We start from the raw sequence: 24,423 nt of genomic DNA, 5'->3' as shown, positions 1-24,423 counted from the left end.
TCCCGGGCAGGAGCAGCCCTAACCGCGGCGCCGCCGGCACGCCTGACCGATCTTGCGGACCTTGTGCTCCTGCGGAAGCAGGAGCTTGGGATCACAGGATCTCGCGCACCACTTCCTGCGGGCGGCAGAGGCGGACGCCCTTGTCGGTCTCGACGAGCGGGCGCTCGATCAGGATCGGGTGCGCCATCATCGCGTCGAGGATCGCCTCGTCGCTCGCATCGGCGAGGCCGAGTTCGGCCGCGAGGGGTTCCTTGGCGCGCAGGCCCTGGCGCGGCGCGATGCCGGCGCGCTGGTAGAGCGCGACCAGCTTCTCGCGTGAGGGCGGGGTCTTTAGATATTCGATCACCTCGACCTCGATGCCCGGCGTTTCCTCGAGGATCGCCAGCGTCTTGCGCGAAGTGCCGCAGCGCGGGTTGTGCCAGATCGTTGCCTTCACTGCGCGTCCTGCTGCTTCGCCAACCACTCCTCGAGCCACTTGATCGTGTAGTTGCCCGACTGGAAATCGGGGTCGTCGAGCAGCGCCTGGTGGAGCGGGATGGTGGTCTTGACGCCTTCGACCACGAATTCCTCGAGCGCGCGGCGCAGGCGCATGATGCAGCCTTCGCGCGTGCGGCCGTAGACGATCAGCTTGGCGATCATCGAGTCGTAATAGGGCGGGATCTTGTAGCCCGAATAGATGCCGCTATCGACGCGCACGTGCATGCCGCCGGGGGCGTGGAAGTGGGTGATCTTGCCCGGCGAAGGCGCGAAGGTCTTCGGGTCCTCGGCATTGATGCGGCATTCGATGGCGTGGCCGCGGAACTCGATGTCCTCCTGGCGGACCGAAAGCGGATGGCCCTCGGCGACGCGGATCTGCTCGCGGACGAGATCGAGCCCGGTGATCATCTCGGTCACCGGATGCTCGACCTGCAGGCGGGTGTTCATCTCGATGAAGTAGAACTCGCCGTCTTCCCACAGAAACTCGATCGTGCCCGCGCCGCGATAGCCCATGTCGGCCATCGCCCTGGCGACGATGCCGCCCATGCGCGCGCGCTCCTCGGGCGTGATGACGGGCGACAGCGCTTCCTCGAGCACCTTCTGGTGGCGGCGCTGGAGCGAGCAGTCGCGCTCGCCGAGGTGGATCGCGTTGCCGTTGCCGTCGCCGAACACCTGGAACTCGATGTGGCGCGGGTTGCCGAGATACTTCTCGAGATAGACGGTGGCGTCGCCGAACGCCGCCTTGGCCTCGCTGCCCGCCTGTAGCATCTGCGCTTCGAGGTCGGCGGGATTGTTTACGACCTTCATGCCGCGCCCGCCGCCGCCCGACGCGGCCTTGATGATCACCGGATAGCCGGCCTTCTCGGCGATGCGCTTGGCTTCCTCGATGTCGCTGATCGCGCCGTCCGAGCCGGGGACGAGCGGCAGGCCGAGCGCGCCGGCGGTGCGCTTGGCCTCGATCTTGTCGCCCATCGTGCGGATATGCTCGGGCTTGGGCCCGACGAAGAGCAGCCCATGCGCCTCGACGATCTCGGCGAACTGGGCGTTCTCCGAGAGGAAGCCATAGCCGGGGTGGATCGCGTCGGCGCCCGAGATCTCGGCGGCCGAGATGATGTTGGGGATGTTGAGGTAGCTCTCGCCGGCGGGCGGCGGTCCGATGCAGATCGCCTCGTCCGCCAGGCGGACGTGCATCGCGTCGCTATCGGCGGTGGAGTGCACCGCCACCGTCTTGATCCCCATCTCGTGGCACGCGCGATGGATGCGCAGCGCGATCTCGCCGCGATTGGCGATCAGGAGCTTCTTGATCTCGGGCATGGGGCGGCCGTTACTCGACCACGACCAGGGGCTGGTCAAACTCGACGGGCTGGCCGTTCTCGACCAGGATCGCGGCGACCGTGCCGGCGGCAGGCGCGTGGATCGGGTTCATGACCTTCATCGCCTCGATGATCAGCAGCGTGTCGCCGGCGGCGACCTTCTGGCCGACCGCGACGAACGCCTTCGCCTCGGGATTGGGCGAGAGATAGGCAGTGCCGACCATCGGCGACTTTACTGCGTTCCTGGCGGCGGCGGGTGCCTCCGCCGGGGCCGCGGCGGCCACGGGCGCGGCGGGCGCCGGTGCCGGAGCGGCAGGCGCGGCCATGTGCACCGCCGGCGCGGCGGTCACGGTGCGCGCGACGCGGACGCGACGTTCGCCATCCTCGACTTCGATTTCGGTAAGCTGGGTGTCGTCGAGCACTGCGGCGAGCTGGCGGACCAGCTCGATATCCACGTGCATCGCCCCTGCGTTGTTCTTTTCTTCGGCCACACGACCCTCTGTTCGATGAAAGCGCGCCCTCTGTCAGAAGCGCGCAGCGGCTTCAAGCGCAAGCATATAGGAAAGCGCCCCGAACCCGGCGACGGTTCCGCGCGCGGCGCGGCCGACGAAGCTCGTGTGCCGGAAGGGCTCACGGGCATGCGGGTTCGAGAGATGGACCTCGATCACCGGCGTCGTGATGCTCTTCACGGCATCGTGCAACGCGACCGAGGTATGCGTGTACCCGCCCGGATTGAGGATGACCGCCCTGGCGCCCCGGGCCTGCGCCTCGTGCAGCCAATCGATGAGATGCCCCTCATGGTTCGACTGGCGCATGTCGATGGTCAAATCGAGGTCGCGGGCGCGATCCTCGAGCTGCCCCGCAATGTCGTCGAGCGTGTCATGGCCGTAGATCTCCGGCTCGCGCAGCCCCAGCAGATTGAGGTTGGGACCATTCAAGACGTAGATCGTGTCGGCCAAGGATCAGCCTTTCGGTTGCGGGTCTAGCTCGCGCTTCCCTATATGACCCCGCGTCCCCGATCAAACTCCAAGGCAGTTTCATGCACACCGACGGCACCGTCACGATCCGCGTCAACGGCGAGCACAAGCGAGTCACCGCCGGGCTCACCATCCTGCAGCTCGCCGAGGAACTGGGGCTGGTGCCCGAGAAGATCGCGGTGGAGCGCAACCTCGAAGTGGTGCCGCGCTCGACGCTGGGCGAGGTCATCGTTGAAGACGGCGACGAGCTCGAGATCGTGCACTTCGTGGGGGGCGGGGATCACGCGCGTGCCGTGGACGAAGATACGTGGAGCGTGGCGGGCAAGACCTTTCGCTCGCGGCTGATCGTCGGCACCGGCAAGTACAAGGATTTCGCGCAGAACGCGGCGGCGGTGGAGGCCTCGGGCGCCGAGATCGTCACCGTGGCGGTGCGCCGGGTGAACGTCAGCGACCCCAATGCGCCGATGCTCACCGACTATATCGATCCCAAGAAGATCACCTACCTGCCCAACACCGCGGGCTGCTTCGACGCCGAGAGCGCGATCCGCACGCTGCGGCTGGCGCGCGAGGCGGGCGGCTGGGAGCTGGTCAAGCTCGAGGTGCTCGGCGAGGCGCGCACGCTCTATCCCGACATGGTCGAGACTCTCCGGGCCACGGAAATTCTCGCCAGGGAAGGCTTCAAGCCGATGGTCTATTGCGTCGACGATCCGATCGCGGCGAAGCGGCTGGAGGACGCCGGCGCAGTGGCGATCATGCCGCTGGGCGCGCCGATCGGCTCGGGGCTGGGCATCCAGAACCTCGTCACGATCCGACTGATCGTCGAGGGGGCCAAGGTGCCGGTGCTGGTCGATGCGGGCGTGGGCACCGCTTCCGACGCGGCGGTGGCGATGGAGCTCGGCTGCGACGGCGTGCTGATGAACACCGCGATCGCCGAGGCCAAGGACCCGATCATGATGGCCGCGGCGATGAAGGGCGCGGTCGAGAGCGGCCGGCTGGCGTACCGCGCCGGGCGGATGGGGAAGCGGCGGTACGCCGACCCGTCGAGCCCGCTGGCCGGGTTGATCTGAGGCGGCTTCGGGTCCAGCGGCGGAGGTCAGCCGCTGGACGCTGCCATCTCGTGCTCCTGCGAAAGCAGGAGCCCAGGATAGCTGGAGTACCGAACTACTCTGGGCTCCTGCTTTCGCAGGAGCACTGAGCGCCCGCAACCAAGGTGCAAGCGGGCGCCTGATTCATCCCGTCTTGCGCACCAGCCACACGTCGCGTCCGCCGCAGCTCGCGTCCTTGGGGGCGAAGGCGATTTCGGCGAGCCCCAGCGTCTCGAACAGCAGCCGATAGCCGTCGGGATCGAGGCTGGCGTGATAGTGCTCGCGGTGGAGGCGTTCGCCCTCGGCGGGCTCGGTGTTGAACAGCAGCGCGCCGCCCGGCTCGAGCCAGAAGGCGATGCGCTCGAGCATGTCGGCCTGGTCGCTCTGGTGCAGGTGGAAGAAGCTGTCCCAGGCGATGACGCCGTGGAACTTGCCGTCGGGCCCCACCCGCCGCATGTCCGCGCGGAACCAGCGCTGGCGCGGAAAGCGGGTGCGGGCGAGCGCGATCATCCGCTCGCACACGTCGATGCCGGTCAGCTCGAAGCCGCGGTCGATCAGATAGCGGTCGACCGGCTCGCCGGCGCCGCAGCCGAGATCGAGCACGCGCGCGCCGCGCGGCAGCGGCGACAGGAAACGGTCGAGCCAGGGGCGTTCCTCGAACTTCTCGCGGCGCGCGCGATCGAACGCGTCGGCGGTCCGCTCATAATGTTCGGCAATCGGGTAGGCCATTTCCCCGGAACCCCCAAACCGGGCGGACCGTTGAAACCGGAACCAATGGATCCGGGCGTCCCCGCATGCCCGACCCGCCAGGAGGCTGAAATCATGGGTGAACTGACCGACAAGATCAAGGGCAACCTCAACGAGGCTGCCGGCAAGATCAAGCAGCAGAGCGACAACCCCGAGACGCGCGACGAAGGCGCCGAGCAGGAGGCGAAAGGCAAGGGCGAGCAGTTCGTCGGCAAGGTGAAGGGCGCGCTCGGCGACGATATCTAGGGGCTGCGCGGCCCGCTCAGCCGGCCTTTCGCGCCAGCCAGATGGTGCGGTTGCCGGCGCGCGGGTCCGCAAGCGCGAAGGCGGTCTCGACCAGCCCCGCCTGGTCGAACAGCGCTCGATAGTCAGCGGGCGCGAGGCTCGCGTGATAGAGCGGTTCGCCGAACTGCTCGCCGACCATCTCATTGGCCTCATCGCCGCTGTTGAACAGCAGCGCGCCGCCGGGCTCGAGCCAGCGCGCCATCCGCTCGATCATGCCGGCCTGATGTGCGGGGGGCAGATGGAACAGGCTGTCCCAGGCGACCACGCCGTGGAAGCGGCGGGGCGGCGCGGCCGAGCGCATGTCGCCTTCGATCCAGAGATGATCGGGGAAACGCTCGCGGGCCTTGGCAAGCATCGCGGGGGCCGCGTCGATGCCGGTGATCCTGAGCCCCGCCTCGATCAGATAGCGCGCGACCGGTTCGCCGGCGCCGCAGCCGAGATCGAGGACATGGCCGCCGCCGGGGAGCGCAAGCAGGAAGCGATCGAACCACGGCCGTTCGGCGAAGCTGTTCGCGCGCGCGGCGTCGAAGGTCTCCGCATTGCGCTGATAATGATCGACGACGTCGCGCGGCATCCCTAGCGCGACCGGATCGCGGCGATGGTGGTGGCGGGGGTGATGAACTCGACGTCGGTCTTCAAGTGGAGCAGCCTGACGCCGTCCTCGGCAAGCGCGCGGTCGAGCGCCGGGGCGAAGTCTTCGGTCTTTTCCACTGTCTCGGCCCAGCAGCCATAGGCGCGGCCGAGCGCGGTGAAGTCCGGATTGCGGAGCGCTGTGCCCGAGAGGCGGGCGGGATATTCGCGCTCCTGATGCATCCGAATCGTGCCGTACGCCGAATTGTCGACCACGATGACGAGCATGTCGGCGTCGTGCTGGACCGCGGTGGCGAGCTCCTGACCGTTCATGAGGAAATCGCCGTCGCCCGCGACTGCCACCACCTTGCGGTCGGGGAAGCGCAGCGCGGCGGCGACCGCGGCGGGGACGCCGTAACCCATCGCGCCGGCGGTGGGGGCGAGCTGCGAGGGCTGCATCTCGTAGCGCCAGTAGCGGTGCCACCAGGACGAGAAATTGCCAGCGCCATTACAGATGATCGTGTCCGGGGGCATCGCTTCGCGCATCGCGGCGACGCATTGGCCGAGGTCGAGCGCCACGCCCTCGCGGCGTTTGGGGGTGGACCATTCGAGATAGTCGGCGTGGGCTTCGGCACCCGCGGGAAGGGGGTGTGCAGGGAATTCCGCCGTGACGATCTCTATCGCGAAGGCACACGGATCGGCGCAGATCGCGATGTCCGCGCGGTAAACCCGATTCAATTCGCCGGGATCGGGGTGGACATGGATCAACACCTGCCCCGGGTGGTCGGGCGTGATCAAAGTATAGCCGTCGGTGGTCGCCTCTCCAAGCCGTGCCCCTACCGCGAGGATGACATCAGCCTGTTTGATCCGCTCGACTAGTTTCGGATTCGGGCCATATCCCAGATTGCCTGCCCAGGCGCGATCGCTGTTGCGCATCGCGTCCTGTCTGCGGAAAGCGCCGGCGACCGGGATACCCCAGCTCCGCGCAAAATAACCGAATGCGGCTCCTGTAGCTATGTCCCAGCCGGCTCCGCCGACGATCGCGACGGGCCGTTCCGCGCGGCGAAGGCAACTGACCACCCCTTGCACCGTTCCGGATGCCAGATAGGTAGCCTGCCGCTCCACCTTCGGCCGATCCACCGCCTCGACCACGTCGCACAGCATGTCCTCGGGCAGCGCGATCACCACCGGCCCGGGACGGCCGCTGGTCGCGACGTTCCAGGCGCGGGCGACATATTCGGGGATGCGCCGCGCGTCCTCGATCCGCGTCGCCCATTTGGCGAGGGGCGCGAACATCGCGGGCAGGTCGACTTCCTGGAAGCCCTCGCGGTCGCGCATGCCGCGGTCGACGTCGCCGATGAAGAGCAGCATCGGCTGCGAATCCTGCATCGCAACGTGCACGCCGATGCTCGCATTGGTCGCGCCGGGACCGCGGGTGACGAAGCACACGCCGGGGCGGCCGGTCATCGTGCCGTCGGCGCAGGCCATGAACGCGGCGCCGCCTTCCTGGCGACACGTGACCAGGTCGATCGACGGCGTGTCGTGCAGCGCGTCGAGCACGGCTAGGAAGCTCTCGCCCGGCACATGGAAGATACGGTCGCAGCCCTGTGCCACCAGATTGTCGACGAGGACCCGGCCCCCGGTTCGTTTGATGCTCATCGCGCCTGTCTAGAACGGCTGCGCGGGCCGCGTCACCCCCGCGCCATCTTGGAATCGTTTCGCAAAGTGATAGGCTGGCGGGATGGGGGAAAAATTCACGGCGCTCGCCGGCGTAGTCATCGTTTTCGGGCTGACCTTCGTGCTCATGCGCGCGATGTGGCGCCAGATGCGGCGCGTCAACGCGCATACCGCCGAGGCGGGGCGCGATCGCGCCGAAGCTGAGACGCATCCGCCGGTCGAGGAATGGGATCCGAAACAGGGCCGCTATGTGAGGCGGGACGGCGATCCTAATGCGGAACTGCTGCGGCAGGGCGCACGCAGCCGGTCGAGCGGCTGGCCGCTCGACCCCTGACGCAAAAAGGGCCGCGCGGTTGCCCGCGCGGCCCCTCTGGTTCGACGATCAGACGATCAGAAGCGGACGCCGATGCCGGCGACCACCTGGTCGCGGTTCAGGTCCAGCTCTTCGTAGCGCGAGTAGCGATACTCGACCTTGCCGTAGAACTTGCCGAAGTTGCGCTCGATGCCGCCGCCGAAGCGATAGCCGTCGGTGGTCGTGCCGCCGAGGCCGTCGATGTTGACGCGCGCGTTGGTCAGGCCGCCCTTGGCGTAGACCAGCGTGTTGGGGAGCGCGACGAAGCCGATACGGCCGCCGACATAGAGGTCGCGGCCGGCGCTGGCGCCAGCTTCCTTGGTGGTCGCACCGGTGATCTCGGTCTCGGCGCCGATCACGGCCTTGCCGATCTGATGGTCATAGCCGAACGCGCCGCCATAGGCGAAGCCGTCCTGGCCTTCGCCGGCGCCGCCGACATGATCCCAGCCGGCAGTCACTTCGACGCGCGGGCCGGTGAAGCTGCCATCCTGAGCGAAAGCGGGGGCTGCCGTCGCGGCCACCAGGGCGAGCGCCGTCGTTGCGAGAATACGCATACAAGTTCCTATCTTTTGGACTTTTTATTCAGGTTCGGATGGCCATCCGCAGCCTCAGATAGGCTTCCATTTCGCAGGTGCAATATGGCAATTTGATTACATCGCCGAGTGTGACTCTTATGCCACAGCGCCAGATTCTATCAAAAGTTGAAAGTCGGTTCACCTTTGCTTGACCGCTCCCGCGCGCCCGGATTATCGCCGGTGCAGGTCAGGAGAGAATCGCCCATGAAGAAGCTCTATCCCAATGCGGAGGCGGCGCTGGACGGGCTGCTGTTCGACGGCATGACGATCTGCGCGGGCGGCTTCGGCCTGTGCGGCATCCCCGAGCGGCTGATCGACGCGCTCCAGGCGTCGGGAGTCAAGGACCTCACCATCGCATCGAACAACGCCGGCATCGACAACGAGGGGCTCGGCAAGCTGCTCCGCTCGCGCCAGGTGAAGAAGATGATCTCCTCCTATGTCGGCGAGAACAAGGAGTTCGAGCGGCAGTATCTTGCGGGCGAGCTCGAAGTCGAATTCTGCCCGCAGGGCACGCTCGCCGAGCGCTGCCGCGCGGGCGGGGCGGGGATCCCGGGCTTCTACACCAAAACCGGCGTGGGCACGCAGGTGGCCGAGGGCAAGGAAGTCAAGGTCTTCGACGGAGAGGAATATGTCCTCGAGCGCGGCATCCGCGCCGACCTGTCGATCATCAAGGGCTGGAAGGCCGACGAGGCGGGCAACCTCATCTTCCGCAAGACCGCGCGCAACTTCAACCAGCCGATGGCGACCGCGGGTAAGATCTGCGTCGCCGAAGTGGAGGAAGTGGTGCCGGTCGGCAGCCTCGACCCCGACGCGATCCACTTGCCCGGCATCTATGTGAAGCGGCTGATCGTCGGCGCCCCCTACGACAAGAAGATCGAGTTCCGCACCACGCGGCCGCGCCCCGAAGCCGCCGGAGCGGCCTGATGCGCGCGGGTTTGTGCGCGGCGGCGGCGGTCTCCGCGGCGGGGCTGCTGCTCTCGGGTTGCGCGGCGGCACTGGTTGCCGCGCCGGTGGCGGCGGGGGCCAGCATCATGAAGTCGCGTCCGCGCACCGCCGAGCGCGAACCGCGCGCCGCGCAGCCGGCGCCCCGCCCGGGGCAGGTCTATACCGCCGCCGACGGCCAGCGGGTGCAGGTCACCGGCCTCACTGCGCTTCCGCCGCCCAGCGGTGCGCCCGGCATGCCGGCGGCTGCCACGGCCGGTGCGGCGGGAGCTGGCGTGCCGGCGGGGATGCAATATCTCTACGGCTCGGGCGAGGCGTCGGCGCTCAGCATCCAGGCCTATCAGGCGCTGTGGAACTTCATCCGGGTCGAGATCGGCTATCGCCGCGACAAGACCAAGATCAATTCGGTGGTGCTCTCGCCGGGCTCGACGCTGGAGAACCCGCGCTTCGAGACGTGCGGCAAGCGCCCGCTCGCGGTGGTGCTCGACGTCGACGAGACCGTGCTGCTCAACCTCGGCTACGAGGGCGACACCGCCGCGCGCGGCAACGCGCCCTACGATGCCGGCCGCTGGACCCGCTGGGAACAGACCGGCGCCGACAAGGTGGCCGCGGTCCCCGGCGCGGCCGAGGCGCTCGCCGCGGTGCGCCGCGAGGGGATCAAGGTGGTGTTCAACTCCAACCGCTCCGCCGCCACCGCCGATCAGACGCGTGCGGCGCTGGAGGCCGCGGGCCTCGGCCCCGCGGACCTGTTCGACACCTTGTGGCTGCGCGGCGAAGGCGAGCAGGGCGGCAAGGATGCGCGCCGCCAGCAGATCGCCCAGCGCTATTGCGTCGTCGCGATGGCGGGCGACCAGCTCGGCGACTTCAGCGACCTGTTCAACGCGCCCCAGCTTTCGGTGCGCGCGCGGCGCAACAGCGCGGGCGAGACGATGGTCTCGCAGCTCTGGGGCGCCGGCTGGTTCATGCTGCCCAACCCGGTCTACGGCACCGGGCTCAAGGGCGGCACCGACGACATCTTCCCGGCCGACAAGCGCTGGACCGATCCGCAGGAGAGCAAGTGATGCCCTGGACCCGTGACGAAATGGCCGCGCGCGCCGCGAAGGAGCTCCAGGACGGCTTCTACGTCAATCTGGGGATCGGCATCCCCACTTTGGTGGCGAACCACATTCCGGAGGGCGTGGAGGTCACGCTCCAGTCCGAGAACGGCATGCTCGGCATCGGGCCCTTTCCCTATGACGACGAAGTCGATCCCGACCTGATCAACGCGGGCAAGCAGACGATCTCCGAGCTGCCCAGCTCGGTCTATTTCAGCTCGTCGGACAGCTTCGCAATGATCCGCGGCGGGCATATCGACCTGACCGTGCTCGGCGCGATGGAAGTCAGCGAAGGCGGCGACATCGCCAACTGGATGATCCCGGGCAAGATGATCAAGGGCATGGGCGGCGCGATGGACCTGGTCGCGGGCGTCAAGAAGATCATCGTCGTGATGGAGCATGTCTCCAAGAACGGCGATCCCAAGTTCATCCCTGGCTGCACGCTGCCGCTGACGGGCAAGAACGTCGTCGACATGATCATTACCGATCTCGCCGTGTTCCAGCGGCCGGACCACAATTCGCCCTTCCGGCTGATCGAACTGGCGCCGGGCGTGAGCGCCGAGGAAGTGGCGGCCAAGACCACCGCGCATTTCGAGCGCTGACCGCGGAGCAAGGGGGGTGTTCCGCAGCGGCAATACGTCCGCGCTCGAAGCGCTGGGCGTGAAGGGCTCCAATCTCTCGGTCGCGCTCGAGGGTGATCGGCTGGTGCTGAGCGGGCGCGACGGCGGCACGGTGGCGATCCCCGCGCATGCCGTCGAGCGGCTGCGGCATTTCGGCACCGAGCAGGTGCACGAGCTGGAGGGAAGCATCGCGGCGACGCTCGAGGCCAAGATCTGGTGGAGCGGCAGCCCGCGCCCGGTGGTGCTGACTGCGATCGCGGGCCAGGGCGGCGATTATCGCGCGACCATCCTGGACTTCGCCGAGCGGGTTGCGGCGGCGCATGGACCCGGCCGGCTGCAACTGGGGCCCGGCTATGCGACTGCCATCGTCAACCTGCTGATCGTCGTGCCGCCGTGCCTGCTGCTGTTCGCGCTGCTGGTCGGCGTGTCGATCCTCGACGGCGGCTGGTGGTGGCTGGCGACGGCGGTGATCGCGCCCCTGTTCCTGTGGCTGGGCGGCCGCAACCTGGCGTCGCGCTGGCCCAGGCGGGTGCGCAGCATCGAGGCGTTCCGGGCGGGGCTCGCCTGAGCCCAATCGCCGTTTGACGCTTGGGCGCGCGAGGCGTAGCCTTCGTCCCATGCTGGGCTGGTTCCGCCGCCGCTATCTCGACCTGCTGGGCTCGATCTACATCTACAACGAGCACCGCGGGTACACGAGCATCGACCGGGTGCTGGAGGCGGTGCGCGCGCGCTCGCCCGACGATCATGCGCTGATCGCCGCGATCGAGAAGCACCGCGCCGACGAGCGCAAACACTATCTGATGTTCAAGCGCTGGTACCAGATGCAGGGGCGGATGCCGCTCAAGGTCGATCGCACCTGCGGCCATATCGACCGCTTCGTCGAGATCATGTTCCGCCGCACGATCGACGACCTCGACACCGACGCCGTGATCGCGAGCGACCGGCTGTTCGAGCGGCTGTGCCGCGTGATCATGCTCACCGAGCAGCGCGGCTATCGCCAGGTCGACGTCCTGCTCCACCACCCGATGGTGCGCACCGACAAGGTGCTGATGAAGATCTTCCAGGTGATCGAGCGCGACGAGCCGAGCCACTGGGCGCCGTACGAGGGCTGGCTGAAGGCGCACGGCAAGCGCGCGCCCAAATGGTGGGAGAAGGCGGTGGACGGCTTCATCCACTCCGAGCTGCTGTTCCTCAAGCTGCCGGCGCTGTTCCTGAACCCGTGGATCGGCAGGCGCACCGACTGGGCCGATGCGGGCGAGCCGGCGGACCGGCTGGCCTCTACGGTGCCGGCGCTGGCCTGAGCGATCACCTGTCGGCGGTTCCGCTCGGTTGGAGCCTCCCCTCATCCGACTTCGCCGGTGCAAGCCATTTCCCGCCTCATCCGGCTCCGCTATCCGCAGCGCATGCGGATTCTCCTCACAGGTTCCTCGGGCTGGCTCGGCCGTTTCCTTGCCCCGATGCTTCGCAATCGCGGCGACACCGTCGTAGGGCTCGACGTCGCGCCGGGTGCGGACACGCAGCTGATCGGCTCGGTGGCCGATCGCGCGCTGGTCGATCGCATCTTCGGCGAGCACGGCATCGAGGCGGTGGTCCACGCCGGCGCGCTCCACAAGCCGGACATCGCGCGCTACTCGGCGCAGGCGTTCGTCGACGTCAACGTCACCGGCACGCTCAACCTGCTCGAGGCTGCACGCGCCGCGGGCAACGACCGGTTCGTCTTCACTTCGACCACGTCGCTGATGATCAGCCAGGCGATCCGCGACGAGCATGCCGGCGAGGCGGTGTGGCTCGACGAGGCGAGCGCGCCCATCGAGCCGCGCAACATCTATGGCGTCACCAAGCTCGCCGCCGAGCAGCTCTGCCGGCTGGCCTGGGCGGAGAGCGGGATGGGGTGCGTCGTGCTGCGCACCAGCCGCTTCTTCCCCGAGGAGGACGATACGCACCGTGCGCTCTCGGGCGAGAACATGAAGGCCAACGAGCTGCTCCACCGGCGGCTGACCGTGGAGGATGCGGCGCGGGCGCACGTCGCGGCGCTCGACCGGGTGCCCGAGATCGGCTTCGGCACCTTCATCGTCTCGGCGCCGACGCCCTTCGCGCGCGAAGATTGCGTGGAGCTCAAGCGCGACGCCGCAAGCGTAATCGCGCGCTATTTCCCCGATGCGTCCAAGTTATACGCTGCCAAAGGCTGGGAATTACCGGGATCGATCGGGCGTATCTATGACGCCAGACTTGCCGAGCGGGTCCTCGGCTTTCGGTGCGAGACCGGTTTTGCTGCGGTTCTGGATGCCTTGCGGAGAAGCGATACGCTCCCGTTCGCGCACGATCCGCATTATGTCTCGCCCAAGGAAGTAGAGGGCGCTGCGTAACTTACGCCCCCTGCTGGTAAGATTATCCCGTAACTGATTGATCTTCCTCGGGGGAGGGGAATATGCGCTGGGTTATCCGCGGCCTGCTGGGGCTTGCCGCGATCGTCGTCGTTGCCTTGGCCGTGGTCTATGCGGGGGCCGAATGGATGCTCCGCAAGGCGCATGCCGTGCCCAACGAGAGCATCGCCGTGCCCACCGATACGGCCTCGATCGCCGAGGGCGCCCGGATGGCGCGCATCGCGAGCTGCCGCGACTGCCACGGCCGCGAAGGCGAGGGGAAGGTGCTGTTCGAGGCGCCGGGGCTCGGCCGCATCGCGCCGCCCTCGCTCGCGCGCATCGCCGCCACGCACAGCAACGACGAGCTGGTCCGCGCGGTCCGCTACGGCGTGCACAAGGACGGATCGTCGCTGATGATCATGCCCACCCATGCGCTGCGCAATCTCTCGGACCAGGACCTGGGCCGGATCGTCGCCTGGATCCGCACGCTGAAGCCGGGGCCGAAGGATTCGACCGCCACCATGTCCTACGGCCCGATCGGGCGTGCGCTGATCCTGGCGGGCAAGCTGCCGCCGATGGCTACGGTCGGCAAGGTCGCCGAGGCGGCGCGCCCGACGAACATGGGGCGCTACGTCGTCGATTTCGCCTGCACTGCCTGCCACAAGCTGCACCAGCAAGGCGTGATGGAGGACGGCGCGACCAAGGTGCCCGCGCTCGCGCCCATGGTCGCAGCCTATGACCCGGCGAAGCTCAAGAAATTGCTGCGCACCGGCGTTGGCTCCAAGCCTGACCACGGCATCATGAGCGTGGTGGCGCGCGAGAGCTTCGCGGCGCTCACCGACCAGGAAATCGACGCCGTCCAGGCCTATCTGAAAGGCGAGATGGACCGCGAGTTGGACCGGGCGTCGCCGCAATAGCCCCTTCCCGCAGGGGCTTGGCGGGGGAGCCTTCACGCATGGGCTTCCCCGCCAACCTATGAAAGCTCGGCTTCGCGACGTAAAATTGCGGAATGGGTTGCCGCAGCGCAATATCGGATTAGATGGCCGTCATGGCCAGCAAACCCCGCACCCTGTACGAGAAGATCTGGGCCGACCACGTCGTGGAGCGCCGCGACGACGGCACCTGCCTCATCTACATCGACCGCCACCTCGTCCATGAAGTGACGAGCCCCCAGGCATTCGCCGGGCTTCGCGCCGCCGGCCGGCCGGTGCGGCGGCCCGACCTTACGCTCGCGGTTCCCGACCATAATCTTCCGACGACGCCGCGCGTCGATGCGGCGGGGCGTCCGCTGCCGATCGCCGATCCGGCGAGCGCGGACCAGCTCGCGGCGCTGCGCGCCAACGTCGCCGAATTCGACGTGCCCTATATCGACGCGCTCGATGCGCGGCAGGGGATCGTGCATGTCGTGGGGCCGGAGCAGGGCTTCACGCTTCCGGGCACTACCCTGGTGTGCGGCGACAGCCATACTTCGGCGCACGGCGCGCTGGGCGCGCTGGCGTTCGGCATCGGCACCAGCGAAGTCGAGCATGTCCTCGCCACCCAGACGCTGCTGCTCTCGCCGTCGAAGACGATGGAGATCCGCGTCGACGGCACGCTCGGCTTCGGCGTGAGCCCGAAGGACGTGGTGCTGGCGATCATCGGCCGCATCGGCGCGGCGGGCGGCACCGGCTATGTCGTCGAATATACCGGCGAGGTCATCCGTGCCATGTCGGTCGAGGGGCGGCTGACGGTCTCGAACATGTCGATCGAGGGCGGGGCGCGTTCGGGTCTGATCGCGCCCGACGACAAGACGTTCGAATATCTGAAGGGCCGTCCGCTCGCCCCCTCGGGCGCGGATTGGGAGAAGGCGGTCGCCTATTGGCGCACGCTGCCGACCGACGCCGCGGCGCAGTACGACCGCGTCGTGCGGCTCGAGGCGAGCGACATCGCGCCTTCGCTGACCTGGGGCACCAGCCCCGAGGACGTGGTGTCGATCACCGGCGCCGTGCCCGATCCCGAGAGCTTCGCCGACGCGTCGAAGCGCGCCGCCGCGCAGAAGTCGCTCGATTACATGGGCCTCGCGCCCGGCACCGCGATGCAGGACATCGGCATCGAGCATGTCTTCATCGGATCGTGCACCAACAGCCGCATCGAGGACCTGCGCGCCGCCGCGGCGGTGGTGAAGGGCCGCCACGTCGCCGACCGCATCCGCCAGGCGCTGATCGTGCCGGGCTCCGGCCTGGTCAAGCGCCAGGCCGAGGCCGAGGGGCTCGACCGCATCTTCACCGAGGCCGGCTTCGAATGGCGCGAGCCCGGCTGCTCGATGTGCCTCGCCATGAACCCCGATAAAGTCCCGAGTGGCGAACGTTGTGCTTCAACCTCTAATAGAAACTTCGTAGGTAGACAGGGTCCGGGGGCGCGTACGCACCTGCTTTCGCCGGCCATGGCGGCAGCAGCTGCGGTCACTGGGCGCTTGACCGACGTCAGGGATCTGGTGTCGGCGGATGCGTAAAGGGGTGGCACGACATGAAGCGGGCGCTGGTTGCGTTGATTACGGGTACGGTGCTGTGCGGCCTGGCCGCAGCCTATGCGAGCGCAGTGGAGAGCCGACCGGCTTCCGCTGTGGCGCGGGCACCGGCCGTCTGATCGTCGCGGTCTCCGCCCGCGAAGCGCGGGAGGAGGCATGATGACGATATTGGGATCCCTGCTGCTGGCCGTCGCGGCTGGCGGAGCACCCGTTCCTGCTGCGGACGTCGAGCTGTGGCGGCTCGATTGCGGCGAAATCGCCGTTTCGGACTTCGCCGAATTCAGTGACAGCCATCGCTATGACGGCAAGCCGTACAGGCTCGTCGACAGCTGCTACCTGATCCGCCACGGCGACGATTATCTGCTGTGGGATACCGGGCTCCCCGGCGAGCTCGAGGGCAAGTCGAACGTCGACGGCGTCTTCACGGTGAGCGTGAAGCAGCGGATCTTGCCGCAGCTCGCGCGGATCGGAGTGAAGCCCGGGCAGATCGATTTCGTCGGCATCAGCCACAATCACTTCGATCATATCGGCCAGGCCGCCGACTTCCCCGGCGCGACGCTGCTGATCGGCGCGCAGGACCTCGAGGCGCTGCGCACCCAGGCGCCCGACCGCCGCGACCGGGTCAAGCCCTGGCTCGACGGCGGCAGCAAGGCGCAGCCGGTGACGGGCGACCATGACGTGTTCGGCGACGGCAGCGTGGTCATGCTCGGCATGCCCGGCCATACCGACGGCCACCATTCGCTGCTGGTCCGGCTCAGGCAGACCGGCCCCGTGCTGCTCTCCGGCGACCAGTTCCACGCAAGCGAGAGCTTCGAGAAGAACGAAGTGCCCAGCTTCAACAGCAACCGCGCCGACACGCTCGCCTCCAGCGACCGTTTCCGCGCCATCGCCGCGAACCTGAAGGCGCGCGTCGTGATCCAGCACGAGCCCGCCGACGTCGCCAAGCTTCCCGCCTTTCCTGCGAGTGCCCGCTGATGGAACCCGTCATCAAGGTCGAAGGGCGCGCCTACCCCTGGGGCGCCAAGAACATCGACACCGACATCATCATCCCCGCGCACTGGCTCAAGACCACGACGCGCGAGGGGTTGGGCAGGGGCGCGTTCGAGACGGTGCGCGCGCAGCCCGGCAACATCTTCGACGATCCGCGCTACGCCGGCGCGCCGGTGCTGGTGGCGGGCGACAATTTCGGCTGCGGGTCGAGCCGCGAGCACGCCGCCTGGGCGCTCGCCGACCTGGGCATCAAGGCCGTTATCGCGCCGAGCTTCTCGGACATCTTCTCGGGCAATGCCTTCAAGAACGGCATCGTGCCGGTGGTGCTGCCGCAGGAGGCGATCGACCGGCTGGTCGAAGTCGCGACGACCGACGAGATCACCGTCGACCTGGAGACGATGACCGTCACCACGCCCTTCCAGGACCGCTTTCCCTTCGAGCTCGACGCCTTCCGCCGCGCCTGCCTGATGCAGGGGCTGGACGAGATCGGGATGACGCTGGCAAAGGATACCGCGATTTCGAAATATGAGTCCGGTGTCGCGGCGGCGCGGCCCTGGATCGCGGGGAGAGGCGGGCATGAAGGCACTGCTGTCGAAGGCGCCGGGCGGACCTGAGACTCTAAGTCTCGAGGAACTTCCCGATCCCGTGGCGGGGCCGGGCCAGGTGCTGGTCGCGGTAAAGGCCTGCGCGATCAACTATCCCGACGTCCTGATCATCGAGGACAAATATCAGTTCAAGCCGCAGCGCCCCTTCGCGCCGGGCGGCGAGATCGCCGGCGTCGTCGAGGCGCTGGGTGAGGGCGTGACCGGCTTCGCGCCCGGCGACCGGGTGCTCGGGGTGATCGGGCATGGCGGGCTGGCGGAGAAGGTGGCGGTCGACGCGGCGCGGCTCCAGCGGCTGCCGGAGGGGCGCAGCTTCGAGGAAGGGGCGGCGCTGCTCCTCACCTATGCCACCACCATCCATGCGCTGCTCGATCGCGGCAAGCTGCGCGAGGGGCATACGCTGCTCGTGCTCGGCGCGGCGGGCGGCGTGGGCCTGGCGGCGGTTGAGCTGGGCAAGGCGTTCGGCGCGACGGTGGTCGCCGCGGCATCGTCCGAGGAAAAGGCCGCGGCTGCCGCGGCCGCCGGCGCGGACCGCACGATCGTCTATCCGCGCGGACCGTTCGACAAGGAAGGTTCGAAGGCGCTGGCCGATGCCTTCAAGGCCGCGGTCGGGCCGCAGGGCGCCGATGTGATCTACGATCCGGTCGGCGGCGACTATGCCGAGCCGGCGCTGCGCGCGATCGGCTGGGAGGGGCGCTATCTGGTGGTCGGCTTCCCCGCCGGCATCCCGCGGCTGCCGCTCAACCTGACCCTGCTCAAGAGCTGCGACGTCTGCGGGGTCTTCTGGGGCGCCTTCGCCGCGCGCGAGCCCAAGGCCAACCAGGCGCATGTCGAGCGGCTCTTCCGCCTGTTGGGCGAAGGCCGGATCGCGCCGCGCGTGACCGGGAGCTTCGCGCTGGAGGACGGCGGCAAGGCGATCGCGAAGATGGCCGCGCGGGAAGCGATCGGGAAGCTGGTGGTGCGGGTGGGCTGATCCTACCACTGCCGGGGAGGATCGCTTGCCTTGCCCCGGCCGCCCTCCTATCTCCGGCGAAACGGCATCAAAGGGGCTTGAGGAGCACATGACGACTTTCGACGATCGCGAGCGGGCATTCGAGGCGAAGTTCGCACGCGACGAGGAAATGGCGTTCCGCGTCACTGCGCGACGCAACCGGCTGGTGGGCCAGTGGGCAGCGGCCAAGATGAACCTCACCCCCGAGGAGACCGACGCCTATGCCAAGGCCGTCGTCCAGGCCGAGTTCGAGGAAGCCGGCGACGAGGACGTGATCCGCAAGGTGCTGGGCGACCTGCTGGCCGCCGGCGTGGATGTGGACGAGGCCATGGTGCGCCGTGCGCTCGACGAGCAGCTCGTCGAGGCGCGCCGCCAGCTGCTGGAAGCCAAGTAAGATGCCGATGCCCGCGGCCGAGATCGAGGCGCTGATCAAGGCGGGCATCCCCGATGCCCGGGTCGAGATCACCGACCTTGCCGGCGATGGGGATCATTATGCCGCGCGGGTGGTGAGCCCGATGTTCAAGGGCATGCCGCGGGTGCGCCAGCACCAGGCGGTCTATGCCGCGCTGGGTGGCCGGATGGGCGGAGTGCTCCACGCGCTCCAGCTCACCACCGAAGCGCCAGTCGAGGAGTAAGGACAAGTGACCGACGAAGTGCAGGACCGCATCCAGGGCCTGGTGGACAGCAACGACGTGCTCCTCTTCATGAAGGGCAGCCCGCTCTTCCCGCAGTGCGGCTTCTCGAGCCGCGCGGTGGCGATCCTCAACCATCTCGGCGTCGCGTTCGAGAGCGTCGACGTGCTCCAGGACCAGGGCATCCGCCAGGGCATCAAGGCCTACTCGGACTGGCCGACGATCCCGCAGCTCTATGTGAAGGGCGAATTCGTCGGCGGATCGGACATCATGATGGAGATGTTCGAGAGCGGCGAGCTCCAGCAGCTGCTGGCCGACAAGGGCGCGGCGAAGGCCTGACGGCCTAGGGTACCCCGGCCTTCGCCGGCGTGCGACTCGCTGCGGGCGAAATGCCCCACTTCATATCGTTCTGTCAGGAAAACCCGGGTCGGGTGGGCCGCGCGACCGGTCAGCAGCAGCGGCCCACCCTGGAATGAAGCGTTGAAACGCTACGGGTGCCGAGGAAGATGCAGCCGGCGTGCCACTTGTTGCAAGCCTTTGTTTTCTGCGGCTCACGGTGGTTAACGCCTGCTGAGCGACCCCCGCTGCTGTAAGCACTTCCGACAGTTCCGCCCCCGAAAGAAGCCGCGCCTGCCGCAACGGCACGCCGCGCCGTTCAGCCAAGGTTCACCCTATTGACTACAGACGTAATCGTGACGATTACACGCGTAGTCGAGAGGGGATCATGACTGAACGGATCAGCGACGCCGAACACGCCGTGATGGAGGTGCTCTGGGAGGAGTCGCCGCTCACCGCGCAGGAAGTGGCCGAGCGCGTGCCCGCCGAGCGCGAGTGGAGCGCCAACACGGTCAAGACCTTGCTCGGGCGGCTGCTCGCCAAGAGCATCATCGCGCATGAGGAAGACGGGCGGCGCTATCGTTACCGCCCGCTCGTGGAGCGTGCCGACTATGTCGCCGGCGAATCGCGCAAGCTGATGGACCGACTGTTCGGCGGCCGGCTGACGCCGCTGGTGGCGCACCTGGCCGAGCGCGATGCGATCACCGACGAGGATATCGCCGAGATCGAGGCCCTTTTGAAGGAGCTCAAGCAATGATCGGCTGGGCGCTGGAAACCCTGATCGCCACCACGCTGCTGATGCTGCTCGTGCTCGCGCTCCGCGGGCCGGTGCGCAAGGCGTTCGGCGCACACATGGCCTATGCGCTATGGCTGCTCCCGGTAGCGCGCCTGCTGCTTCCGCAGGTGCCCGAAGGCTGGCGCGAGCAGGCGGCCGCGCCGGTCGCGGTGGCGAGCGACGTGATCGTTGCCTATGTGGTCGAGCCGATCTCGCTCTCAGCGACGCCTGGCGGCACGGCAGTGGTGTCGTCGCCGGTCGACTGGATCTTCCTGGCCTTGGTCGCCTGGGCCGGTGGCGCGGTGCTCTTCCTCGCTTATCACCTCTTCGCGCACAGCCGCTACACCGCGAAGCTGCTCCGCCGCGCTCGGCTCGATCGCACCGTGGCCCAGGGCAAGGTGCGCGTGATCGAGACCGACGCCGCGCACGGGCCGCTCGCCTTCGGCGTGTTCCGCAAATACGTCGCCTTTCCGCGCGATTTCGCCGAGCGCTACGACGAGCTCGAGCGCGACCTCGCGCTGGCGCACGAGCTGGGCCACCATGCCCGCGGCGACCTGATCGCCAACTGGGTCGCGCTCGTGGTCCTCTCCATCCACTGGTTCAACCCGGTCGCCTGGAGGGCCTTCCGCGCCTTCCGTGCCGACCAGGAAATGGCCTGCGACGCCCTGGTGCTCGCCGGCCGCGCCCAGGCACTGCGCCATGCTTATGGCCGTGCGATCGTCAAGTCCGCGCATGGGGGTGCGGTCTCGGCGGCATGTCACTTGCACACGATAAATGAAGTCAAAGGGAGGCTACGCATGCTTTCGAAGACCCGGAAACATTCCCCCATCCGCACGGCCGCGGGACTGGCCGGAGTGGGCGCATTGTCGCTCGCCGCGCTGGGGTTGACTGCCTCGGGCACCCAGGCGGCCGAGAAGATCAAGGACAAGGTCGGCGCCACGATCGGCGTCGATCTCGAGCAGGCCGCACCGGCACCCGCTGCACCGCCGGCGCCGCCCGCCGCCGCCGAGCTGCCCGAACCCCCGGCCGCGCCTGCTGCCGAGGTCGCCCCTGCTGCCGAGGCTGCGCCCGCGGCGCCCGCCGCTCCGCGCATCGAGCGCCATGTTTATCGCTTTGCGGAGGGCAAGGGCGAGAAGGGCAAGCAGATCCGCAAGGTCGTGGTCGTCCATGCCGACGGCACCACCCAGGAAACCGAAGTCCCCGACATCGATGCGATCCGGGCCTCGATCCCCGAGATCCGGGACGGCAAGTGCGGCAAGGGCGCCAACCCTACCGTCGAGCACCGCGAAGAGGGCGGGCGCAAGATCATGATCATCTGCTCGGATCGGATCGCGATGCAGGCCGCCGACGCCGAGCGCATGGCCTCCTTCCACAAGCGCTTCGGCATGCAGTCGGCGCTGATGGGGCTGCGCCACGCGCGCAGCTCGGTCGAGGCCGAGCGCAACATCAGCGCGGAGGAGCGCGCCAAGGCGCTCAAGGGCATCGACGAGGCGATCGCCGAGCTCGAGAAGGACAAGTCCGAGGACTGACGAGAGGGAGGGCGCCCGCTGGAGCCTTTGCGGACGCCCTTCGCGGGGCCGGCTGAACTCCTTCGCAGCCGGCCCCGTTTCGTTCCCGACAAGGGGAGCGCCCTTGTCTTGCCGGGCGGCAGAGGCCATCTCGCGAACATGATCGAAGCCCCTGTCGGCGAAGCGCTCGCGGTCGGCCCGCTGGTGACCAGGGTGCTGGCACCCAATCCTTCGCCCTTCACCTATACCGGCACCCAGACCTATCTGGTCGGCACCGAGGTGCTGGCGGTGATCGATCCCGGTCCTGACGATCCGCGCCACATGGACGCGCTGCTCGCCGCGATCGCCGGTCGGCCGGTCCAGGCGATCCTGTGCACCCACACGCATCGCGATCACAGCCCCGCCGCCGCGCCGCTCAAGGCGCTGACCGGCGCCGAGATCGTCGGCTGCGCGCCGTTGACGTTGGAGGATGCGGGGCCGCGCGCCGACGCCGCCTTCGACACGAGCTATGCGCCCGACCGCGTGCTGGCCGACGGCGAGCGCGTCGCGGGGCCCGACTGGACGCTGACCGCGGTGGCGACGCCGGGCCATACCTCGAACCATCTCTGCTTCGCGCTGGAGGAGACCGGCGCGCTGTTCAGCGGCGACCATGTGATGGGTTGGTCCACGACGGTAGTCGCGCCGCCCGACGGTGACATGGCGGCCTATATGGCGAGCCTCGACAGACTGATGGCGCGCAAGGACAGCGTCTATTTCCCGGCGCATGGGGAGCCGATCGAGAAGCCGCAGCGCTTCGTCCGCGGGCTGATGGGGCACCGCAAGCAGCGCGAGGGGCAGATATTGCGACTGCTGCGCCAGCACGTCGGCGCGATCCCGGCGATGGTCGAGCGCATGTACGTCGGGCTCGACCCGCGGCTCACAGGGGCGGCGGGCCGTTCGGTATTGGCGCACCTCATCGACCTTCAGGCGCGCGGGCTGGTGGTGCAGGAGGGCGAGGGTTGGACGCTCGCGGCGTGAAGGCCTGGGGCTGCCTGAAGTTCGCCGCGTTGCTGGCCGCGGTGGTGCTCGCGATCGGTGTGGGCTTCTGGTTCCTCAGCGATACGGTGAAGCGCCAGTTCACCGGGCCCGATCCAGTCACCGTCGCCCAAGCGAGCCTGCAGGGGCTGCGCGAGCAGAACCGGCTCACCACCTTCGCCGCGCGCTATGTGGCGGTGGTCACTTCGAAGCAGAGCCGGCTGGGGATGACGGCGCAGAAGACGCTCATCATGCCGGGCATGGTCCGCTACGAAGTCGACCTGTCCAAGCTCCAGCAGCATAATCTCGAATGGGACGCCGCCGCCAACCGGCTCACGATCACGCTGCCGCCGGTCGAAGTGATGGGGCCGCAGATCGACCTCGACAATATCCGCGAATATTCGGGCGGCGGCATCCTCATGCGGCTGACCGACATCGAGAGCCGGCTCGACGAGGCGAACCGCAAGGCCGGGCAGCAGGAGCTGGTTCGCCAGGCACGCGAAGAGACGCCGATGAAGCTCGCAAAGGACGCGACGCGCCGCGCGGTCGAGCGTAGTTTCGTCATGCCGCTCAAGGCCGCCGGGCTGGACGCCAGCGTCCGGGTCTATTTCCCCGACGAGCGCAGCGGCGCCAGCAGCGAGGTCTGGGACGTGTCGCGTCGGGCCGAGGATGTGCTCGCCAACCGGAATTGAGGTCGTTCCCCGCTTGATCCGCGGACGCGGCGGGGCCATGTCCCCGCGCATACGAGTGTTTCATGGGGCGAAGGTAAGATGGACGCACGCAACGGCATCGGCGGCAGCCTGGCAGGGCTCGACCTTCGCGCCGAGATCGATCGGCTGCGCAAGGAGCGCAATGCCGTCATCCTCGCGCATTACTACCAGAAGCCCGAGCTGCAGGACCTGGCCGATTTCGTCGGCGACAGCCTCGACCTCAGCCGCAAGGCGGCCGAGACCGACGCGGATGTGATCGCCTTCTGCGGCGTGCGCTTCATGGCTGAGACCGCCAAGATCCTCTCGCCCGACAAGATCGTCGTGCTGCCCGACATGAACGCGGGGTGCAGCCTCGAAGACAGCTGCCCGCCCGAGCAGTTCGCCGCGTTCCGCGCGCAGCATCCGGACCATATCGCGCTGACCTACATCAACTGCTCGGTCGAAGTGAAAGCGCTGAGCGACATCATCGTCACCAGCTCCTCGGCCGAGCGGATCCTCGCGCAGATCCCGCCCGAGCAGAAGATCATCTTCGGGCCCGACCGCAACCTGGGCGGCTATCTGACGCGCAAGACCGAGCGCGAGATGCTGCTGTGGCCCGGCGTGTGCATCGTGCACGAGGCGTTCAGCGAGACCGAGCTGCTCAAGCTCAAGGCCGAGTATCCCGGCGCGCCGATCGCCGCGCACCCCGAATGCCCGCCCCACATCCTCGACCATGCCGATTATGTCGGCTCGACGCGCGGCATCCTCGAATTCGCGCAGAGCTTCCCCGGCGACACGCTGATCGTCGCGACCGAGCCGCACATCATCCACCAGATGGAGAAGGCGCTGCCGGGCAAGACCTTCATCGGCGCGCCCGGTGCCGACGGCAACTGCAACTGCAACATCTGCCCGTACATGGCGCTCAACAACATGGAGAAGCTCTACCTCGCGCTGCGCGACCTCGAGCCGCGGATCGAGATCGAGGAAGATATGCGCCTCAAGGCCAAGAAGAGCCTCGACCGGATGCTCGAAATGGCCAGCTCCAGCGTTGGTTACGGCGACCTCGGCCCGGTGCGCGTGACGGGCGACTGAGGCAACAGTGGACGCGCCGCCGGCGCGTCTCATTGGAAACATTGCAGGAATATGGCAGCCTTTGCGACCGGGGCTGCCCAGGCTCTCCTATAAAGGACTCGATCGTTCCCCGCGCATTCCGGTGCCGGAGGAACAGGAACTGACGCACGCAGGCATTGCCGGCGCTGCAGATCGAGCAAATTGGAGCCCCGACGTGTCGCTGTCGAACCTG

30 protein-coding genes are annotated in these 24,423 nt (G+C 68.0%); 22 read left to right on the top strand and 8 right to left on the bottom strand.

The window, feature by feature from the left end; all coding sequences use genetic code 11:
- Positions 1-91: 91 nt before the first annotated feature.
- The 4 genes from arsC to aroQ form a co-directional block, all read right to left on the bottom strand.
- On the bottom strand, positions 92-436 hold the full coding sequence (gene arsC, locus J7500_RS07660; RefSeq protein ID WP_294061071.1) for an arsenate reductase (glutaredoxin): 345 nt from the start codon (positions 434-436) through the stop codon (positions 92-94).
- Positions 433-1,791: an acetyl-CoA carboxylase biotin carboxylase subunit gene (gene accC / locus J7500_RS07655; RefSeq protein ID WP_294061070.1), complete on the bottom strand. Its 1,359-nt coding sequence runs from the start codon at positions 1,789-1,791 to the stop codon at positions 433-435. The genes arsC and accC overlap by 4 nt, the downstream gene beginning before the upstream one ends.
- A gap of 10 nt (positions 1,792-1,801) precedes the next feature.
- A complete protein-coding gene (gene accB, locus J7500_RS07650; RefSeq protein WP_294061128.1) occupies positions 1,802-2,251 on the bottom strand; it encodes an acetyl-CoA carboxylase biotin carboxyl carrier protein in 450 nt (149 codons plus the stop codon).
- 63 nt (positions 2,252-2,314) lie between these two features.
- Complete coding sequence (gene aroQ, locus J7500_RS07645) at positions 2,315-2,749, bottom strand: type II 3-dehydroquinate dehydratase (protein WP_294061069.1); 435 nt, start codon at positions 2,747-2,749, stop codon at positions 2,315-2,317.
- Between the two features lie 80 nt (positions 2,750-2,829).
- On the opposite strand from aroQ, the gene thiS reads away from it, so the two are divergent.
- Complete coding sequence (gene thiS, locus J7500_RS07640) at positions 2,830-3,834, top strand: sulfur carrier protein ThiS (protein WP_294061067.1); 1,005 nt, start codon at positions 2,830-2,832, stop codon at positions 3,832-3,834.
- A 162-nt stretch (positions 3,835-3,996) separates the two neighbouring features.
- Here the strand turns inward: thiS and J7500_RS07635 are convergent, their stop codons facing one another.
- Positions 3,997-4,581, bottom strand: coding sequence for a trans-aconitate 2-methyltransferase (locus tag J7500_RS07635; protein ID WP_294061066.1), 585 nt, complete (start codon positions 4,579-4,581; stop codon positions 3,997-3,999).
- Positions 4,582-4,674: 93 nt separating this feature from the next.
- Between J7500_RS07635 and J7500_RS07630 the strand changes: the two genes are divergently transcribed.
- Positions 4,675-4,845, top strand: coding sequence for a CsbD family protein (locus J7500_RS07630; protein WP_294061064.1), 171 nt, complete (start codon positions 4,675-4,677; stop codon positions 4,843-4,845).
- Between the two features lie 16 nt (positions 4,846-4,861).
- On the opposite strand, the gene J7500_RS07625 is transcribed toward J7500_RS07630, so the two are convergent.
- Together J7500_RS07625 and J7500_RS07620 are read right to left on the bottom strand one after the other, a co-directional pair.
- Positions 4,862-5,458, bottom strand: coding sequence for a trans-aconitate 2-methyltransferase (locus tag J7500_RS07625; protein ID WP_294061063.1), 597 nt, complete (start codon positions 5,456-5,458; stop codon positions 4,862-4,864).
- A 2-nt stretch (positions 5,459-5,460) separates the two neighbouring features.
- The gene (locus tag J7500_RS07620) at positions 5,461-7,113 is read right to left on the bottom strand and encodes a thiamine pyrophosphate-binding protein (RefSeq protein WP_294061062.1); all 1,653 of its coding nucleotides are present in this window, start codon (positions 7,111-7,113) and stop codon (positions 5,461-5,463) included.
- Between the two features lie 82 nt (positions 7,114-7,195).
- On the opposite strand from J7500_RS07620, the gene J7500_RS07615 reads away from it, so the two are divergent.
- Positions 7,196-7,465 carry a hypothetical protein gene (locus J7500_RS07615; RefSeq protein WP_294061061.1) on the top strand — a complete coding sequence of 90 codons (270 nt, stop codon included), beginning with the start codon at positions 7,196-7,198 and terminating at the stop codon, positions 7,463-7,465.
- Between the two features lie 56 nt (positions 7,466-7,521).
- On the opposite strand, the gene J7500_RS07610 is transcribed toward J7500_RS07615, so the two are convergent.
- Positions 7,522-8,037: an outer membrane beta-barrel protein gene (locus tag J7500_RS07610; protein ID WP_294061059.1), complete on the bottom strand. Its 516-nt coding sequence runs from the start codon at positions 8,035-8,037 to the stop codon at positions 7,522-7,524.
- Between the two features lie 225 nt (positions 8,038-8,262).
- Between J7500_RS07610 and J7500_RS07605 the strand changes: the two genes are divergently transcribed.
- From J7500_RS07605 to nadA, 19 genes are all read left to right on the top strand, one after another.
- On the top strand, positions 8,263-8,982 hold the full coding sequence (locus J7500_RS07605) for a CoA transferase subunit A (RefSeq protein ID WP_294061058.1): 720 nt from the start codon (positions 8,263-8,265) through the stop codon (positions 8,980-8,982).
- Complete coding sequence (locus tag J7500_RS07600) at positions 8,982-10,061, top strand: HAD family acid phosphatase (RefSeq protein WP_294061056.1); 1,080 nt, start codon at positions 8,982-8,984, stop codon at positions 10,059-10,061. Before J7500_RS07605 ends, J7500_RS07600 begins: the two co-directional genes overlap by 1 nt.
- Positions 10,061-10,696 (top strand): 3-oxoacid CoA-transferase subunit B, encoded by a 636-nt coding sequence (locus J7500_RS07595; protein ID WP_294061054.1) that lies wholly within the window; start codon positions 10,061-10,063, stop codon positions 10,694-10,696. The genes J7500_RS07600 and J7500_RS07595 overlap by 1 nt, the downstream gene beginning before the upstream one ends.
- Positions 10,697-10,712: 16 nt before the next feature.
- On the top strand, positions 10,713-11,282 hold the full coding sequence (locus J7500_RS07590) for a hypothetical protein (RefSeq protein ID WP_294061053.1): 570 nt from the start codon (positions 10,713-10,715) through the stop codon (positions 11,280-11,282).
- A 49-nt stretch (positions 11,283-11,331) separates the two neighbouring features.
- The gene (locus J7500_RS07585) at positions 11,332-12,015 is read left to right on the top strand and encodes a ferritin-like domain-containing protein (RefSeq protein WP_294061052.1); all 684 of its coding nucleotides are present in this window, start codon (positions 11,332-11,334) and stop codon (positions 12,013-12,015) included.
- A 102-nt stretch (positions 12,016-12,117) separates the two neighbouring features.
- A complete protein-coding gene (locus tag J7500_RS07580; RefSeq protein ID WP_294061051.1) occupies positions 12,118-13,080 on the top strand; it encodes an NAD(P)-dependent oxidoreductase in 963 nt (320 codons plus the stop codon).
- Between the two features lie 62 nt (positions 13,081-13,142).
- Complete coding sequence (locus J7500_RS07575) at positions 13,143-13,994, top strand: c-type cytochrome (RefSeq protein ID WP_294061050.1); 852 nt, start codon at positions 13,143-13,145, stop codon at positions 13,992-13,994.
- A 131-nt stretch (positions 13,995-14,125) separates the two neighbouring features.
- Entirely contained in the window at positions 14,126-15,568 is a 1,443-nt protein-coding gene (gene leuC, locus J7500_RS07570) for a 3-isopropylmalate dehydratase large subunit (protein WP_294061049.1), read from the top strand.
- A 174-nt stretch (positions 15,569-15,742) separates the two neighbouring features.
- On the top strand, positions 15,743-16,558 hold the full coding sequence (locus J7500_RS07565) for an N-acyl homoserine lactonase family protein (RefSeq protein ID WP_294061048.1): 816 nt from the start codon (positions 15,743-15,745) through the stop codon (positions 16,556-16,558).
- Positions 16,558-17,187 carry a 3-isopropylmalate dehydratase small subunit gene (gene leuD / locus J7500_RS07560; protein ID WP_294061046.1) on the top strand — a complete coding sequence of 210 codons (630 nt, stop codon included), beginning with the start codon at positions 16,558-16,560 and terminating at the stop codon, positions 17,185-17,187. The genes J7500_RS07565 and leuD overlap by 1 nt, the downstream gene beginning before the upstream one ends.
- Positions 17,150-18,148: an NADPH:quinone oxidoreductase family protein gene (locus J7500_RS07555; RefSeq protein WP_294061045.1), complete on the top strand. Its 999-nt coding sequence runs from the start codon at positions 17,150-17,152 to the stop codon at positions 18,146-18,148. Before leuD ends, J7500_RS07555 begins: the two co-directional genes overlap by 38 nt.
- A gap of 88 nt (positions 18,149-18,236) precedes the next feature.
- Entirely contained in the window at positions 18,237-18,560 is a 324-nt protein-coding gene (locus tag J7500_RS07550; protein WP_294061044.1) for a DUF1476 domain-containing protein, read from the top strand.
- Between the two features lies 1 nt (position 18,561).
- Entirely contained in the window at positions 18,562-18,801 is a 240-nt protein-coding gene (locus J7500_RS07545) for a BolA family protein (protein ID WP_294061043.1), read from the top strand.
- Between the two features lie 6 nt (positions 18,802-18,807).
- A complete protein-coding gene (gene grxD / locus J7500_RS07540; protein WP_294061042.1) occupies positions 18,808-19,137 on the top strand; it encodes a Grx4 family monothiol glutaredoxin in 330 nt (109 codons plus the stop codon).
- Between the two features lie 385 nt (positions 19,138-19,522).
- Positions 19,523-19,891 (top strand): BlaI/MecI/CopY family transcriptional regulator, encoded by a 369-nt coding sequence (locus J7500_RS07535; protein ID WP_294061041.1) that lies wholly within the window; start codon positions 19,523-19,525, stop codon positions 19,889-19,891.
- Entirely contained in the window at positions 19,888-21,438 is a 1,551-nt protein-coding gene (locus tag J7500_RS07530) for a M56 family metallopeptidase (protein WP_294061040.1), read from the top strand. Before J7500_RS07535 ends, J7500_RS07530 begins: the two co-directional genes overlap by 4 nt.
- 138 nt (positions 21,439-21,576) lie before the next feature.
- Complete coding sequence (locus J7500_RS07525; protein WP_294061039.1) at positions 21,577-22,434, top strand: MBL fold metallo-hydrolase; 858 nt, start codon at positions 21,577-21,579, stop codon at positions 22,432-22,434.
- A complete protein-coding gene (locus tag J7500_RS07520; RefSeq protein WP_294061037.1) occupies positions 22,416-23,123 on the top strand; it encodes a DUF4230 domain-containing protein in 708 nt (235 codons plus the stop codon). The genes J7500_RS07525 and J7500_RS07520 overlap by 19 nt, the downstream gene beginning before the upstream one ends.
- A gap of 78 nt (positions 23,124-23,201) precedes the next feature.
- Entirely contained in the window at positions 23,202-24,212 is a 1,011-nt protein-coding gene (nadA, locus tag J7500_RS07515) for a quinolinate synthase NadA (RefSeq protein ID WP_294061036.1), read from the top strand.
- The last annotated feature ends 211 nt before the right edge of the window (positions 24,213-24,423 follow it).

This window comes from Sphingomonas sp., from assembly GCF_017744835.1.
Lineage (GTDB): Bacteria > Pseudomonadota > Alphaproteobacteria > Sphingomonadales > Sphingomonadaceae > Sphingomonas.
The sequence above is the reverse complement of the archived record's forward strand: the minus strand, read 5'-3'. Positions and strand labels throughout refer to the sequence as shown.